This is a genomic window from bacterium, assembly GCA_022763185.1.
Classification (GTDB): domain Bacteria; phylum Bdellovibrionota_G; class JALEGL01; order JALEGL01; family JALEGL01; genus JALEGL01.
On the sequence record JALEGL010000006.1, the window covers coordinates 205,340 to 222,588 of the forward strand.

At 39.7% G+C, this 17,249-nt stretch carries 14 protein-coding genes; 8 read left to right on the top strand and 6 right to left on the bottom strand.

From position 1 onward, the window contains the following. The first annotated feature begins 50 nt into the window (after positions 1-50). Positions 51-2,543 (top strand): ATP-dependent DNA helicase RecG, encoded by a 2,493-nt coding sequence (recG, locus tag MRY82_03645; protein ID MCI5072025.1) that lies wholly within the window; start codon positions 51-53, stop codon positions 2,541-2,543. A gap of 378 nt (positions 2,544-2,921) precedes the next feature. On the opposite strand, the gene MRY82_03650 is transcribed toward recG, so the two are convergent. The 4 genes from MRY82_03650 to hutU form a co-directional block, all read right to left on the bottom strand. Continuing rightward, positions 2,922-4,715 (bottom strand): long-chain fatty acid--CoA ligase, encoded by a 1,794-nt coding sequence (locus MRY82_03650; GenBank protein MCI5072026.1) that lies wholly within the window; start codon positions 4,713-4,715, stop codon positions 2,922-2,924. Positions 4,716-4,884: 169 nt separating this feature from the next. Then, positions 4,885-5,826: a formimidoylglutamase gene (locus tag MRY82_03655; protein ID MCI5072027.1), complete on the bottom strand. Its 942-nt coding sequence runs from the start codon at positions 5,824-5,826 to the stop codon at positions 4,885-4,887. Positions 5,827-5,828: 2 nt separating this feature from the next. After that, complete coding sequence (hutI, locus tag MRY82_03660) at positions 5,829-7,016, bottom strand: imidazolonepropionase (protein ID MCI5072028.1); 1,188 nt, start codon at positions 7,014-7,016, stop codon at positions 5,829-5,831. Between the two features lie 2 nt (positions 7,017-7,018). Further along, positions 7,019-8,704, bottom strand: a complete 1,686-nt coding sequence (gene hutU / locus MRY82_03665; protein MCI5072029.1) for a urocanate hydratase — start codon at positions 8,702-8,704, stop codon at positions 7,019-7,021. A 56-nt stretch (positions 8,705-8,760) separates the two neighbouring features. Between hutU and hutH the strand changes: the two genes are divergently transcribed. From hutH to murA, 5 genes are all read left to right on the top strand, one after another. Further along, complete coding sequence (hutH, locus tag MRY82_03670) at positions 8,761-10,275, top strand: histidine ammonia-lyase (GenBank protein ID MCI5072030.1); 1,515 nt, start codon at positions 8,761-8,763, stop codon at positions 10,273-10,275. Between the two features lie 259 nt (positions 10,276-10,534). After that, a complete protein-coding gene (gene rpmE, locus MRY82_03675) occupies positions 10,535-10,735 on the top strand; it encodes a 50S ribosomal protein L31 (protein ID MCI5072031.1) in 201 nt (66 codons plus the stop codon). Between the two features lie 47 nt (positions 10,736-10,782). Further along, positions 10,783-11,853, top strand: a complete 1,071-nt coding sequence (prfA, locus tag MRY82_03680) for a peptide chain release factor 1 (protein ID MCI5072032.1) — start codon at positions 10,783-10,785, stop codon at positions 11,851-11,853. A gap of 11 nt (positions 11,854-11,864) precedes the next feature. Continuing rightward, positions 11,865-12,701 (top strand): peptide chain release factor N(5)-glutamine methyltransferase, encoded by an 837-nt coding sequence (gene prmC / locus MRY82_03685; protein ID MCI5072033.1) that lies wholly within the window; start codon positions 11,865-11,867, stop codon positions 12,699-12,701. Positions 12,702-12,790: 89 nt separating this feature from the next. Further along, the gene (murA, locus tag MRY82_03690; GenBank protein MCI5072034.1) at positions 12,791-14,053 is read left to right on the top strand and encodes a UDP-N-acetylglucosamine 1-carboxyvinyltransferase; all 1,263 of its coding nucleotides are present in this window, start codon (positions 12,791-12,793) and stop codon (positions 14,051-14,053) included. 28 nt (positions 14,054-14,081) lie between these two features. On the opposite strand, the gene MRY82_03695 is transcribed toward murA, so the two are convergent. After that, positions 14,082-14,987, bottom strand: coding sequence for a hypothetical protein (locus MRY82_03695; protein MCI5072035.1), 906 nt, complete (start codon positions 14,985-14,987; stop codon positions 14,082-14,084). A gap of 169 nt (positions 14,988-15,156) precedes the next feature. Here MRY82_03695 and accD point away from each other — a divergent pair, with 169 nt between their 5' ends. Next, positions 15,157-16,059, top strand: coding sequence for an acetyl-CoA carboxylase, carboxyltransferase subunit beta (gene accD / locus MRY82_03700; GenBank protein ID MCI5072036.1), 903 nt, complete (start codon positions 15,157-15,159; stop codon positions 16,057-16,059). A gap of 65 nt (positions 16,060-16,124) precedes the next feature. After that, positions 16,125-16,457 (top strand): hypothetical protein, encoded by a 333-nt coding sequence (locus MRY82_03705; GenBank protein MCI5072037.1) that lies wholly within the window; start codon positions 16,125-16,127, stop codon positions 16,455-16,457. 14 nt (positions 16,458-16,471) lie between these two features. On the opposite strand, the gene MRY82_03710 is transcribed toward MRY82_03705, so the two are convergent. Then, on the bottom strand, positions 16,472-17,242 hold the full coding sequence (locus MRY82_03710) for a TlyA family RNA methyltransferase (protein ID MCI5072038.1): 771 nt from the start codon (positions 17,240-17,242) through the stop codon (positions 16,472-16,474). Positions 17,243-17,249 lie beyond the last annotated feature (7 nt).

The window sequence follows — 17,249 nt, forward strand, 5'->3', positions numbered from 1 at the left end:
TAAATGCTGGAAGTATTTTATAGAGAGTAGAGGCAATATTTGTCTTTATCTTGAAATTTACGTTAAAAACCTATGTTATGCCTTTGCTGTATTCAGACCTGCAAGCAATTATTAATGCCATTGAATTTTTAAAAAAGACATCTTTTAAAAGTCCAGTGGCTGTGAATAATTTTGCAGCACATGTGGTTAAGGTTTTAGAAAAATACAAAAGCACCATACCCGCAGATATTTACCAACATATACAGTCTGTTTTAGTAGCTTATGATGATAAAAGTTTGTTAGAGAAACAACAAACAGTCTTATTGATTGAATCCATTTGTACCCAAGAAAAACCAAGCCATTTGCCATCGTTTGAAAGTAATGCAAGCAATAGTATGGAAAAACCTGAGCAGAAGGAACAATATTTCAAAGAAGAAGAGCATACACCGATTGATATTGAGCAATGGCAAAAAGATTTTAAAAAACTGAATCAATCGGTTCAGTATATCAAGGGTGTTGGACCGGCTTTAGCAAAGAAGCTTAAAAAAGTAAGCATTGAAACAGTTGAAGACTTGCTTAAGTTTTTTCCCAAAAAATATGAAGATAGACGCCACCGTACAGATATAAAAAACTTACAGGATGGTCAGATTTGTTTTGTTGTGGCAGAGGTTGTTTTTTCTGGAGTCGCTTACTACAAAGGAGCCCGAAAGCGCGTCTATGAAGTCATTGTTAAAGATGATCATGGGGAGTTGAAGTTAAAGTGGTTTCATTTTTATGAAAAACAATTGGCCAGTCAATGCAAAGTTGGGCAAAGCTTATTGATTTATGGTCAAATAAAACAGTATGGGCAAGGTTTTGAAATGCATCATCCTGATATAGAGGCACAAGGGACAAAATTAGATCACAGCAGCTTTGGCCAGCTTGTTCCCATATACAAAGATGTGCAGGGCGTTTATCCAAAAACCTTGAGAAAAATTATTTTATCCGCCTTAACTCAGCATATAAAAAAAATTGCCTGTGTGCTGCCAAAAGATCTTTGTAAAGGCTTGAATTTAAACCACCCAAAAAACAGTATTGAAAAGCTGCATTACCCGCAGTTGATTTTAAGAGATTTGGAGATCTACGGCTTACAAAAAACATTTATTGTTGAAGAATTATTTTTTTATACATTAGCCATGTACCTACGTAAAAATATTCAAAAAAAACATTTAGGCATTGCCCATGTTTTGCCTTCAAAAGCAAAAGAAAAGCTATTACATGATTTACCTTTTGCCTTAACACAAGATCAAAAGACGGTTTTAAAACAAATCTTAGAAGACATGAAAAATCAGTCCCCGATGAATCGGCTTTTGCAGGGAGATGTGGGGAGTGGAAAAACCATTGTTGCACTTTTAGCGGCTTTGCATGCCGTTGATAATGGCAGCCAAGTGGTTTTTTTAGCGCCAACAGAAGTTTTATGTCAGCAGCATTATCAAAGCATAATAAAGCTTGTTGAGGGCTTCAATATAAAGCTGGCACTTTTGTTGGGAAAACAAAAAAAATCAGAAAAGGTTGCACTGCTTAAACAATTAAAACAGGGAGATATTAATATTGTTGTAGCAACGCATGCAGTTTTAGAAGATGACGTGATATTTGAAAAATTAGGTTTGGTGATTGTTGATGAGCAGCATCGTTTTGGCGTTTATCAACGATCAAAATTAAAAAATAAAGGCGATAATCCAGATATTTTGGTCATGTCTGCAACCCCCATTCCTAGAACCTTAGCCTTAACTTTATATGGTGATTTGGATGTCAGTCAAATCAAGCAATTGCCGCAAGGAAGAAAAACCATTGTTACGCATGTATGCCCAGAAAGACGAAGGCATGAAGTTTATCAACATATAGAGTTGGCTGTGCAGCAGGGTAGACAGGCATTTATTATTTATCCTCTGGTTGAAGAGTCAGATAAAGTAGACCTTAAAGATGCAAGCAGTATGGCTGAGCAATTGCAAAACAGTGTATTTCCCAATCATAAAATTGGTTTAGTCCATGGCCGAATGAAAAGTGATGAAAAGAATGCCATCATGCAGGCTTTTGAAAAACATGAATTGGATATCTTGGTCTCGACAACGGTGATTGAGGTAGGAATAAATATTCCCAATGCCAGTATTATGGTGATTGAGCATCCAGAGCGATTTGGTTTGTCTCAGCTACATCAATTACGCGGAAGAGTTGGGCGAGGTGAACACGAAGCAAAGTGTTTTTTAATACATCCGCAAGGTATTTCACAGCTTGCCAAAAAGCGTTTACAGGTATTTGCTTCAACCACAGATGGGTTTATTTTAGCTGAAGAAGACTTGAAAACCAGAGGTCCAGGTGATTTTTTTGGTCGGGAGCAATCGGGTTTTCCAAATTTTAAATCAGCATTATTTCCCAGAGACTTAAGTTTATTAGAAAAAGTAAGGCACTACATCGTGAATCTCCTTCAGAATGATCCAAGCTTAGAGCATCAAGACCATCAGCAACTTCAAATAATATTGCAAGAACAGTGGAATAAACGCATTGAGTTAATGCAAGTCAGTTAATGCATAATCGGTTGTAGTGTTTGACGGAAAGATGCTTAAAAAAGACTATTTTTTTGATTGACAGCGAAGCCTCTTGCAAAAGGAGCTTGCATAATGACGCAAATGTGATAGCTTGCGTTTGATTCTTAGATGTTTTGATTTTTTAAGTGCTTGAAATTAAAAGAGTCGTAAGAAGGAAAGGGTTGCAAAATGCTAGGCACCATTTTGTAGGGGGAAATGAGATGGCGGAACCCAACACTCAACGACAATTTGTCGCAACTCAACCTCCAAACGACTCATCTAAGAGAATAGGTTTTTTGAAAAAAAAATGCAAGTAAATAATTTAAAAAACCTATATTTATTTTAATCATTTATACTCTTGTATCAGTATAATTTATTTTAACGGTACATTGTGTCAATTTGTGCTTTATAAAGCTGTCTAATCTCTTTTCGCTTTAATTTTAGCGTGGGGGTTAAGGTATTGTTTTCTTGAGAAAAAGCTTCTTCAAGCAAAGTGAAATACTTTAGTGTCTGATAAGATGCCAGAGAGGCATTGGTTTTATCAATAATCTTTTGATAGTGTTTGATCACTTGGGCATGTTGCAAACGATCATTTTGACTTAAGGGATAAAGAGCCTTGATTTGCCTACGTTTTATCCACTGATCCAAACCATGATGATCAGGGACAATAAGTACAGATAAATACTTTTTACCCTCGCCAATCACACAGGCATTTTCAATATAAGGGTTACTTTTTAAAGTGTTTTCTATGGGGCTTGGGGCAATATTTTTACCACCAGAGCTAACAATAATATCTTTGATGCGATCGGTAATAACAATATGCCCATCCGCATCAACTTGGGCAATATCTCCGGTTTTTAGGTAACCGTCTTCAGAAAAAGCATTGCCAGTGGCTTCATCGTCTTTAAAATAGCCCAGCATTATACTCGGACCTTTGACCATCAGTTCATGGCTGTCAGGATCAATTTTATAACTTATATCGGGTAAGGGCGGACCGACGGTATCTGTTTTGGGATTATCAGGCCGATTTGTACTTATAACAGGAGACGCTTCTGTTAGTCCATAACCCTGAAGGATGGTTAATTCAATCCCATTAAAAAACTTGGCCAAATCAGGATTAAGCGCAGCTCCACCAGAGACAATGAAGCGTAGGTTTTTCCCGAACTTATGTGTTATTTTTTTGAAAAATGTCTTTTTAAAGATCGTCATCAGAAATTTTTGTTTAAGGTTTAGTGCATTTCGTGATTGACGTGTACTGTTAAGCTCAATATAACGTAGAATGAGCTTACCGATTCTTAGTGGCATGGGATGGAGTTTGTTTAAAATGGCTGTATGCACTTTTTCTAAAACTCTTGGTACAGTAAACATGAGGCTGGGATTGATCTGACCTAAATAAATAGAAACTTTATTGATATCATCAGCAAAAGCAATTTTACAGGCGGTCATCATGCAGGTGTAGGTTGCAGCAGTGCGTTCAAATGCATGGCACAAGGGTAAAAATGCAAGGTGACAATCTTCTGGGCCAATATTGTCAACAACCCTAGAGCAATCCCAGGCATTACAGAAAATATTTTTGTGACTTAGCATAACACCTTTGGGTTGACCTGTGGTTCCTGAAGTATAAATAATACTGGATAAGCTTTTTGGATCAATCGTATTAATATGGCTTAAGACGATATCAATATTGTTATTGTTGAGATTACTCTTGTCCAAGTTATCGATTGGAGATTGAAAGACCTTCTTGGGTGAAATCGACAAAACATGTTTTAAATGGGTGTAAGGGGTCAAATGTTTAAATGCTGGGTGCTGAATTACAGACTCTCCCAAAAGAGCGACTTTAACTTGTGCGTGGTTTAAAATAAACTCTGTTTGTTGCTTAGAGCCACTAGGGTATAAAGGTACGGTAACACCTCCAATGCTCTGAACAGCCAAGTCTGCCATAATCCATGCTGAGCTGTTTTCTCCCATGATGGCCACAGCATCCCCTTTTTCTACTCCCAATCTTTGCAAGTGCATGGCATAAGAAGCAATGATTTGTGCTGCTTCTTGCCAGGTAATCCAAGACCAGGAACCATCGATAGGATCAGCAAATACAGGCTTATGCGCATGTTGATGAACATGTCTAAAAAAAATAGAGGGGATAGATTGTTGCTGGTCTAAAGGTTTGCTCACAAACTCCTATTATGACGGAGAGTCTATAAAATATCAATAAATAGATAGAGTTAGAAAAGGTACTGCCTTGCCTTTTACTGTGATTTAAGTTTTATAGATCAACTTCTTTCCAGGTAGGCGGTGCTAAAGGGAAATGGTAATTGGTTTCAAATAAAACAATACTTTTTCTTTATGCGCTCATAACGTTGTAGACTATTTTGGCGGCGAGTTTGGCCGTTCTGTTATATGTATCGTATTTGGGGGCGAGTTCATAAATGCCCATGCTTTGTAAAGAGTTTAGAGCTAGGTTGTAAGGAGCGAAGTCTAACAAAATCTGTGGGCTTAGGCCAAAGCTTGCTTGAGCGCTAACCCCAGGGGCATGGCATGCTGCAAAAGCATCCAAATCAATGTTGAAATGCCAAGGCACGGTGTTCATGGCTGTGATCAATTGAGAAAATTTTTTTAGTTGCTGAGTATCGGTGGGCATGTATTCAAGCCAGTGAGCATCAACGTTTTGATCTTGCATCCACTCAACCAGCTGGGCATTGTTAGATGCTTTTTGTAAACCAAAGGGGTGGTAGTGTTTGCCCAAAATACCACATTCAGTGATCAGTCTATAAAAAGGGGTACCGCTGGATATAATATTGTTTTTTTCATAGGGCCTGACATCACTGTGAGCATCCAAATTAACAATATGATGATCTTGAGCATCTTTTTTGGTGGTAAGGCAACCGGCTATTTCTGCATAGGCGATGTCATGGCCACCACCAATGACCAAAACTTTACTTTGAGTAAACGTTGTTTTGATCTGGGCAATGATGTGTTTGAGTTGTTCATGGCTGGACGCAAGGTCTCGGGCGAGTTTTATGTCGCCTAAGTCACAGATACTGTTTGGAGTAGGTGCATTTGAACCCAAAGACAGATTATAAAAAGCCTCTCTAAACGCCTTGGGACCTTCTTTTGCTCCCTCACGACCGTAGTTATTTTTTACCCCTCGGTCATCTGGAACCCCAATCATAAACCACAATGCTTGGTTAAAGTCTTTTGTTAAGCAATGAGAGCCAACAGTGGCTCTTGCCTTTGCGGTATAATTTTCTGGTGAATAAAAGTGGTGTTCAAGTTTCTTGTTCATTGCTAAAAAGACATGAAGGATTGTTGCCATAAATTTTCACCATATCTATAGGCAAGTTCGGATAAGGTTTTGGCTTGAAAAAGATTGAGTTTACAGTTCTGTCCTTGCGTCAATGACCAATCAGCAAGGTCTTCATTTAAAGCTTTTAGCGGCGCAATGCAGCTTGCATACAATAACTCTTGTTCTGTCATCCCCATTTTTTTCATGCCCAAATGCAGTAAAAAAGGCCAAGACATGCTGGGCTGTGAGCCAGGGTTGTAATCTGAGCTGATGGCTGGTTTGACACCGGTCGGACGAATGTCTTGCATGTGGACAAAACCTTCATTGATGTAAAAACTGGTGGCCGGCAAATAAACCACTTGCACGCCTGCGGCGTGTAGTGCTTTGAGTTGCTTAAGGGTGGTGTGGCGACAATGATCAACGCTGACAATTTTATGTTTGGCAGCAATGTCGGCAGCGCCTAGGTTTTTGATCTCATCAATATGAGCTTTAACGTTTAAGTTTAAGCTGCGACAGTGTTGAATAATATCTTGTAAGTCTTGCGCTGAAAAAAAACCGTCATCAATAAAGATATCAACAAAGTCTGCTAACTTTTCTTTGGCAATTAAAGGTAAAGATTGGCTGTAAATTGCATTAAGATAATCTTGTTTTGGGATGCCTTTGGGGATAGCGTGCGCACCCATATATGTGATCCAAAGCTTTATTGGAGAATCCTTTTGTACTTGTTTGAGTAAGCGCAATTGACGGATTTCCTGTTCATGGCTAAGGCCATAACCGGTTTTGATTTCTAAACCACAAACACCTTGCACCTGAAATTTTTGGATGCGTTGTTTAAGTAAGGATAGGAGTTCATCATCGCTGGCTTGTTTGGTTGCTGCGTGCGTGGAAAGAATACCGCCACCTGCCTTGGCAATATCTAGATAAGATTTTCCTTGGCATTTCATCTCAAATTCATGGGCACGGTTACCGGCAAAAATACTATGCGTATGACAATCAATCAATGCCGGGAGTCCAAGTAAATTTTGACCATCAATGCTTTTAACAGCTTCATTGATTTGAATGGGCTTGTCAGAAACGTGTTCAAGTTTACCATCTGCATCAATGACAACATGGCAGTCTTGCATTTGCACAATCTGACCCTTGGCATCAAAATGTTGCAACTTACGTAAATGAGAGATTAAAGTTTTCATGTTTATTTTTTGTTGGCCATGGGGATGTGAATATTATGCGCTTGAGCAAAGTCAAGCGCTTGTTCATAGCCTGCATCACAATGGCGTAAAACCCCCATTTGTGGGTCATTGTTTAGAACTCTGCTTAAACGTTGTTTGCATGCTTCGCTGCCATCAACCAAAACCACTAAACCTGCATGTTGTGAGTAGCCCATACCCACACCGCCGCCATGATGGAAGCTGACCCAAGTTGCACCGCTGGCAGTAGCGGACATCAAGTTAAGTAAAGGCCAGTCTGATACAGCATCAGAGCCGTCTTTCATGCCTTCTGTTTCTCTATTTGGACTAGCCACAGAGCCACAATCTAAATGATCTCTGCCAATCACAATGGGTGCTTTAAGCGTAGCATTGGCCACCAATTCATTAAATTTTAAAGCCGCTTTTTGTCTTTGCCCATACTTGAGCCAGCAGATACGACTGGGCAGGCCCTGAAAAGGAATATGCTCTTTGGCGGCCAGGAGCCAGTTTTTAAGTTTTTCTTCTTCTGGAAACAGTTCTAGTAAAGCTTGATCGCAGTGTTCAATGTCTTGTGGATCACCGCTTAAAGCTGCAAACCTGAAAGGTCCAGAGCCTTCACAGAACAGGGGTCTAATGTATTTGGGTACAAAGCCCTCAAAACGAAAGGCATCTTGCATGCCGTGTTCTTTTGCAAAGCCACGCAGGTTGTTGCCGTAATCAAAGGTATGGGCGCCGCGGTCCATTAATTCATTCATTAAGCTGACGTGTTTGATCATGGTATCTAAGCTTTTTTGCGTATAGCTTTGTGGGTCACTCTGTCTTAAGTCCAAAGCGGCTTGCATATTCATGCCTTCAGGCACATAGCCATTTAAAGGGTCATGGGCTGAGGTCTGATCAGTGAGCAAGTCAGGCGTAATATTTCTATCCAACAAAGCTTGCAAGAGTTCAACGGCATTGCAATGCACACCAATAGAGGTATTACGTTTTTGTTGGGTATGCTCTAAGGCCAAATCAATGGCTTCATCAATGGAGCCAGCCATAATATCCAAGTATTTATCGTCTAAACGTCTTTGAATTCGAGCCTTATCAATATCAGCACTTAAGGAGCAAGCTTTGGCTATTTTTGCCGCCAAGGGCTGGGCACCGCCCATACCTCCAAGGCCAGAAGTGACCACAAGTTTACCCGCCAAGTTATCTTGTTGATAATGTTTTTGAGCTGCTGCAGCAAAGGTTTCATAGGTGCCTTGAATAATGCCTTGACTGCCAATGTAAATCCATGAGCCCGCGGTCATTTGTCCGTACATCATCAGACCTTTTTGATCCAGTTCATGAAAATGTTCCCAATTGGCCCATTTGGGCACCAGGTTGGAATTGGCAATCATGACTCTGGGTGCATCTGCATGGGTTTGAATGACGCCCACCGGTTTACCGGATTGCACTAAAAGGGTTTGATTGTCTTCAAGTTGGCACAATTCATATAAAATAGCTTCTAAACAGTCACGGTTGCGAGCAGCCTTGCCGGTGCCGCCATAGACAACCAGTTGTTCTGGGGCTTCGGCCACTCTATGGTCTAAGTTGTTGAGCAACATGCGCAACACTGCTTCCTGTTGCCAACCTTTGGTATGCAATGCTGATCCAGTAGGGGCTTCTATGTGGGCCAAGTCTAAATTTTTAATAAAGTCGGTATTCATATAGATTAAAGATATACATGATTCCTAAAGAATCACAAATATGTTAGGGGTAGACCATGCACAATGAATTTGAGTTGGATGGATACAATCTGCATTTAGAGAATATTGCTGTTTTTGCTCAACAGAGTGCTGGTGAATGCACTCAGTTTAGTTTTTCTCAAGAGGCTAAAGTTAGAGTTAAAAAAGCACGGGACTATGTTTTAGATTGTGTTGAAAAAGGAGCCCCAGTGTACGGGATCAATACCGGTTTTGGGTCTTTATCTTCAGTCAATATTGCAGCCAAGGATACGGCGGAGTTACAAGTCAATTTGATTCGTTCGCATTGTACAGGGGTGGGTAAGCCTTTATCTAGAAAAATTGTTCGAGCTATGATGCTCATTCAAACACAAAGTCTTCTTAAGGGTCACTCTGGTGTGCAAGAAAATATCATTCAAAGGCTCATTGACTTTTTAAACCATGACATTATACCCGTGGTTCCAGAGAAAGGCTCCGTTGGTGCTTCTGGGGATTTAGCACCTTTGGCGCATGTTGCCTACTGTTTAATGGGTGAAGGGAAGGTTGTTTATCAAGGCACGATCATGCAAGCCAGCCAGGCTATGCAACAACTTGGTTTAAAACCTGTTGTTTTAGGCCCTAAAGACGGCATTGGCTTGATCAATGGGACGCATTTGATGGCTGCGCAAGCCGTTATAGCCGTAAACCATGCAGAGTATCTGATGGATACGGCCGACTTTATTTTGGCCATGAGTTTGGATGCTTTGCAAGGCTCCATCAGAGCTTTTGATGAAGACTTGCATGCTCTTAAAGCCCATCCTGGGCAAGTAGAAACAGCGCAACGAGTCAGGCAGTATCTTAAAGGTTCAGATATTTTAAAAAACCATGAAAATTGTACACGCGTGCAAGATCCATATTCTTTGCGGTGTGCTGCACAAGTGTATGGAGCCTGCAAACAAACCTTACGCCATGCCAAGGATGTTTTGAACACTGAGTTGCAAGCAGTTACCGATAACCCTATTATTTTTGCAGACAAAGGTGAGAGTATTTCTGGAGGCCATTTTCATGGCCAGGCTTTGGCCTTTATCATGGATTACTTGGCGATGGGCTTGGCAGAAGTCTGTAATATCGCAGAACGCCGGGTGACCAAGTTACTCAACCCCACGTTTTCACAGTTGCCGGCATTTTTGGCTAAGGGTTCAGGTTTGCACAATGGTTTGATGATTGCCCAATACACCATGGCATCATTGGTGGCAGAAAACAGAATTTTTTGTCATCCTGCCTCAGTGGACTCTGTTTCAACCAGCAATGATAAAGAGGATCATGTGTCCATGGGGCCCAATGCCGGCAGAAAGCTGATACAAGTCATAGATAATACTTATCATTGTTTGGCCATTGAAGCCCTGTGTTCAGCAGAAGCCATTGAATTGCTTAGGCCTTTAAAAAGCTCTCATAGCATAGAAACAGCCGTAACCGTTATTAGAGAAAAATGTCCCCAAGCCAATGAAGACCGATACTTAAGCCAAGATATTGAGGTTGTTGAGGATTTGATTCGACAAAAAAATCTGTACGTATGAGAGGCATGCATGCCCAAAAAAAGTGAGAAATGTTTATCTGTTCATGGATTTGAAATAACACAAAGCTTGCTTGCAAGCTTTGTGCGTATATGTTAAGTGGCAGCACTTACTTAACCATTTTATGATCTCAAATAAAGTGCGGAAGTATTCGCAAAAAATTATTGAGATAAAAAAGTTTGATGGGAAAGCTTAATGTTATGCTTTTTCCCTGGGTGGTATGACCGCAAGCGGCATAAGTAATTACAGTTAGGAGATAATGATGAAAAAAGATATTCATCCAGAATACAATACCGTTAACGTTTCTTGTACATGTGGAAACTCATTTGAAACCCGCTCTACCGTTGACGAAATTAGAGTTGAGATTTGTTCAGCTTGTCACCCTTTTTATACAGGTAACCAACGTTTGGTTGATACTGAAGGTCGTATCGATCGCTTTAAGAAAAAGTACGGCAGCAAGTAAGCTTAAGCTTACGCGTTGTATGATGATCATTTGTTAAGGGACTTTGCGTGCTGGAACATTTAAAAGATGTTGAAAAGCGTTTTGAAGATTTATCAAAGCAATTGTCCCTACCAGAAGTTGTTAGCAATCAAAATCAATTTCAAAAACTATCCAAAGAGTACGCTGACTTAAAAGAGTTGGTTGAAACCTACAGACAATACAAAAAAATCACCGAAGAAATAGAAGGTGCCAAGGAAATGGTAGAGTCATCTGAAGATCCAGACATGGCCAATTTGGCTAAAGCTGAACTGGAAGAGTTAGAGAAACAAGATGAAGCGTTGGTTCGTCAGCTCAAATTACTCTTACTGCCCAAAGACCCTAATGATGATAAAAATGTCATGTTGGAAATCAGAGCCGGTACCGGTGGCGATGAAGCAGCTTTATTTGCTGCGGATATGTTGCGTTTGTATCTCCGCTATGCTGAAAATCTCAATTGGAAAACGGAAGTCATGTCTAAAAATGAAACCGGCTTGGGTGGTATCAAAGAAATTGTTGTTTTGATTCAAGGGCAAGGGGCTTACAGCCAACTGAAATATGAAAGTGGCGTGCACAGAGTCCAGAGAATACCGCAAACAGAAACCAGTGGTCGTGTTCATACCTCTGCCGTCACCGTGGCTATTTTGCCTGAAGCCGACGATGTTGATGTTAAAGTGGAAGACAAAGATTTAAAAATAGATGTCATGCGTGCGGGCGGACCTGGAGGCCAGAGTGTAAATACCACAGACTCGGCGGTGAGAATTACCCATGTTCCATCAGGCATTGTGGTTATTTGTCAGGATGAAAAATCCCAACACAAAAACAAAGCCAAGGCCTTAAAAGTTTTAAAGTCAAGATTACTAGAAGCAGAGATTGCCAAAAAACAAGAAGAAGAATCTTCCAATAGAAAGTCTATGATTGGTAGTGGCGATAGAAGTGAACGGATTCGTACCTATAACTTTCCTCAAAATCGATTGACCGATCACAGAATAGGCTTAACCTCACATAAGTTGGATTTGATCATGGAAGGTGATTTGGCAGAGATTATTACGGCTTTAAGAACATCATTTCAAGCGGAACAACTTAAAGACGCAGCCCTTTAAACCCAATCATTATGACTGTTACAGAAGCCATTGCTTGGGGGAAATTAAAATTATCGGATGCTGAAAAAGACGATGCAGCTATAGCTCCTAGTATTTTTTTAGAAAAAATTTTAGAATGCAGCAACGCACAATTGTATTTGAACAATAATGTTGAGTTAAATGTACAACAAGAAGAAACCTACAAAAACTATATCACTCAAAGAGCGCAAGCCAAACCCTTAGCCTATATCATTGGTGAAAAAGAATTTTATGGACTTATGTTTAAGGTGAATGAACATGTTCTGATACCTCGCCCTGAAACAGAACTGATTGTTGATGAAGTATTGCGCCTAAACACCAAAGGATATGATTTTAAAAAAATTATGGATGTAGGCACTGGCAGTGGTGTCTTGGCCATTACACTCAAACATTATTTAAAGAATTCTGAAGTTTCAGCCATTGATATCAGTGCTGATGCTTTAAATGTAGCACAGTCCAATGCCCAGAAGCATGCAGTTGAGATTGAATGGTTTATTTCAGACCTTTTGCATGAGCTAAAGGATTCTTATGATTTAATTGTTGCCAATTTACCCTATATTCCATGGCAGGATCAATCTAAGCTTAGTCAAGAAGTGTTGCAAGAACCGGAAAAAGCCTTGTTTGCGGAACAAGAAGGTTTGGCTTTGTATGAAGAATTAATTGAACAAGCCAAGCAGCATCTGACTGCACAAGGTATGATGATCTGTGAATTTGGCATCAATCAAAGTCAAGCCGTGCACAAAGTTTTTGAGCAAAATGATTTTACCGTGTTAAACTGCATCAAAGATTTAAGTGAGATTGACAGAGTGATTATAGCTCAGAAAAGGTAGCCGGTTACTTTGGGTACTTTTATGTATTATTTGGTACCTAAAGTAACCGGCTACCTTTGGGTACCTTTTTTAGAAAGAGAGTCGATGTGTTGGAAAAATTAACAATTGAAGGGGGTCACGTTTTAAAAGGGGAAGTTAGCATTAGTGGTGCCAAAAATGCAGCCTTGCCCATGATGTGTTTACCGCTTCTTACAGAAGAACCCTGCACTTTAAGTAATGTACCTAACTTACAAGACGTTAAGGGTTTATTGAGTATTTTGAATCATTTGGGCGTTGAAAGTTTTTTTGAACAAGGGCCAAGCACCCTTGTTTTATCGGGTAAAAAATTACAGGCCAAAGAAGCGCCTTATGAAATGGTGCGCAAAATGCGAGCTTCCATTTTAATTTTAGGCCCTTTATTGGCCAGATTTGGAGAAGCAAAAATATCCTTGCCAGGAGGCTGTGCGATTGGTGTGAGACCTGTGGATCAGCATCTAAAAGCTATGGAGTCAATGGGGGCAGAGATTAGAGTAGAAAATGGGTATGTTTTTGCTAAGGCAAAGCAACTTAGGCCAACGGACTTTACTTTTTCTATGGTCACGGTGACCGGAACCATGAATGCTCTGATGGCAGCGGCATTGATTTCTTCTGGTAAGAGTACTTTTAGAAACTGTGCTTTTGAACCTGAGGTTGTTCAATTGTGTCAAATGCTGTCTGTTATGGGCTGTCAAATTGAGGGCATGGGAACATCAACCGTGCATATTCAGGGTACAAGCCATTTATCAGGATTTAAGTGCGATTTAATTCCTGATCGAATTGAGGCTGGAACGTATGCGATGGCCTCGGGTATTACGGGCGGAGAAATTTTTCTAAGAGGCTGTGATAAACAAGCTTTGGCTAAGGTCTTTGATGCACTTAGTCTCTGTGGTCTGGAGTCTTTGTCCAAAGATGGCGGTGTGTGGGTTAAAGCCAGTGGCAGTCTCACCGCCTATTCAATGACTACAGAAGTTTATCCAGGTTTCCCAACGGACTTGCAAGCGCAATACATGGCTTTGATGACGCTTGCTCAAGGAGAATGCCGTGTTGAGGAAACCATCTTTGAAAATAGGTTTATGCACGTTGCAGAGCTCAATCGCATGGGTGCCAATATTGAAATTGATGGTTCAGTGGCACATATTAAAGGCGTCAAACAATTAACCGGAGCGCCAGTCATGGCAACTGATTTACGAGCAAGCGCAGGCTTGGTTTTGGCTGGTTTAGCAGCTAAAGGAACAACTGAAGTTATGCGAATTTATCATTTGGATAGGGGCTATGTGAGTATGGAAAAAAAACTGAGTCACTTGGGAGCCAAAATTCAAAGGCTCCCACAGTAAAATACATTTATTTTTTATAAATAAGATTTTAGAAGTTAATGGTTGCTATACCTGACTCATGTTCTATAAATTCTCTAAGCTGATTGCCATATGTAACTGCAAAATCTTTGAGCCGGTTATTATTTGCATTTCTCATTAGTGAGTATGAAAAGAACTCATTGAGTAAAACAAACTCGTTTTCAACATCATAAATCATGTTGAGTTGATTTTTAATCCATTCTTTTTGTGTAGGGGTTAGGTGGTTATTCCAATATTTTTTAACAGCGTCTTGAATGGACCGATATTCAAAGTATTGAGCATGTAGGGCTTCATGACTAAGCACTTGTTCAGCCGGGTAAGCATTTTGTAGAGAGACCGTTATAATATGAAAATCAGCTCCTTCTTGAGTTTGCATCTGTTTTTTCACAATAGGAACCAATACATTGTTTTTAAAAGCACTTTCAGCTTGCGAAAGCTTAATATCATCCTCAGATGCAGCATTAAAAAAACCCAGTATTGCAGGACTTGAAATATCGTGACCACCAACTTCTTCATACATAAACTGTAACCAAGGAGTATCAAAATCTACAATTGTTCCAGCAGAAATTTCAGCAACCCCTTCAGAAAATAAAGAGATTCTTCCAAAAATTTGATTTTGATCTTCTTGTTTGTATGAAACACAAAGGTACGTATTTGGAACTTCAACAGCAGGGTAGCATTGTGTAGGAGAAATAAGGGAATACCGATCAATGTTGTTTTTAGTTATAGCGGACAAAGCGTATTGCTGCCATTCATTCTTTAAACTGACTCTTAAACCTTTAAAGTCCTTATTAAGGCTAAAAGCGTTATCAATAAACTGAATTTGATCAGAAATATTTTTTTCGGTAAATTGGTTCTGAGCAGATAAGTTTACAAAAAAAGTACAAAAAACTGTGTATAGAAATAAGCGTTTCATTTTGCTTTGCCTCCAAGTATTATTTCGTTTAATTTTTTAAAATCGCTTCATTTTTATAGCACGGCGCGTAATTTATCAAGTAAATACTCGTTATAATGAATTCTGCTAAAGATATTTAAAACCTTACGAAAGCTATTTTTTTTGATATGGGTGGAACTAGGTCACAATTATGAGCTGGTTAAATAAATTTAAAGCCCCAAGAATATCCAATGAAACCAAAAAGCGTGAGGATGTTCCAGAAGGTTTGTGGGAAAAATGCCCATCTTGTCAGGAAGTTTTGTTTGCGCAAGACTTGGCTAAAAATTTAATGGTGTGTTCAAACTGCCAACACCATTTTAAATTGACAGCCAGGCAAAGAATTGACTGTATCGTTGATCCAGATAGTTTTGAAGAAATTGATCATGAATTAAAGCCTATAGACCCTCTGCATTTTAAAGACAGTAAAAAATACAGTGATCGAATTAAATCAACAGCCAAAAACCTTCCCAATGAAAACGAAGCTTATATTTATGGCAAAGCCAAAATAAAAGGTAAGGACTTTGTTTTAGGATCATTTGTGTTTGAATACATGGGGGGAAGCATGGGCTCCGTGGTAGGAGAAAAGCTTACCCGGACTTATGAATTGGCTTTAAAAGAAAAAAAGCCGGTGTTGGTGATTACAGCCTCAGGTGGAGCCAGAATGCAGGAGGGGATTTTATCGCTCATGCAGATGGCCAAATGTTCAGCCGCCATCAAAAAACTTAAAAAAGCAGGTATTCCCTATGTTGTTTTACTGACCCATCCGACTACAGGAGGTGTAGCAGCATCCATGGCCATGCTGGGAGATGTTCATTTGGCAGAGCCCAATGCATTGATTGGTTTTGCAGGACCTAGAGTGATTGAACAAACCATCAAGCAAACCTTGCCTGAAGGCTTTCAACGCTCAGAGTTCCTGTTAGAACACGGGATGGTGGATAGGATTGTGCACCGTAAAGATTTGAGGAATACGCTGGACTTTTTTATTTCCAGTTTAGGTTACAAGCTTTATGCCGAAAAAAAGCCAGACATTAAAGTTGTTGTTTCAGAAAAATAGATGGTGAAGTGGGGCTTGACGTTTTTTCTCAAGCGTATAAAGTAGAATGAATGAGGAAAGTTGTCATGAAGATGGATATAGCCGATACCTTTGGTGAGCTTTACAAATTAAACTTTATTTTAGACGAAGGTCGTAAAGGCAATCACTTATTGTTCAGTTTGGATATGATAAGGCAAACGTTCCGTGATGAGCACGATAGTTTGTTAGATCTGTTTGAAGGTAGGATTGAAGAAATTAATGATGTGCTCAATGATCTATTATTGCTGGATAATTTTGAAGAAAAAAAAGCATATTTACAAAGCTTGGATAATGAATTGCAAAAAGCCATGATTTTTGGCTATTTCCAATTGCTTGATGGTCAGATCAATGATGAGATCGTTGAGCCTACGGTGCATTAATCGACGTTAATTTTTTAATCTTGAAATTGAAATAAAACAAAGCATTCCTGATTGCCTTTGGGGCCTTTGATGTGGGCGTCGCTTTTTGCCATGTACTTAAAAGGAAGATTGTTTTCAATCTCGGCAATACAAGCTGTAATTAAGCTTTGTCTTAGCGTTTCATCTTTAATCACGCCTTTGTTCAGATCTTTGGCTTGTGCCTGAAATTGGGGCTTGATGAGTGCTACAACTTGACTTTGCTTATGAAGAGCTTGGGTAATATGAGGGATAACTTTTTCTAAAGCTATAAATGAACAATCAATCACCACCAGATCAACGGTTTGACTTAAGTCAATTGGAGAAAAAGTTTTTTCTGCATTAAAGTCTTTAACGTGAAGCGATTCTCGCCAGGATACTTTTGGATGTTGGTGCAGTTTGTAATGGAGCTGATTCTTACCCACATCAATACAATAAACATGTTGGGCATCGTGTTGCAGCAAGTAATCTGTAAAACCACCGGTGGATGCTCCTACATCCAAGCAAATAAGGTCCTTTGGCTGAATATTAAAATCTTTGAGGGCTCCAGCCAACTTAAGACCTCCACGGCTGACATAAGTAGGGATGATGTTTTTAATATGGATAAGGCTATCTTGCGCAACCTTATGTCCTGGTTTGCTTTGTTTTTCTTCGCCAATATAAACTTCTCCTGCCATAATCATGGCTTGAGCTTTGGTCTTAGAGTCGGCTAAATGCTGATCAACCAAGAGTTGATCAAGACGAATTCGGGTATTTTTTTTTTTAACCATACTGCCT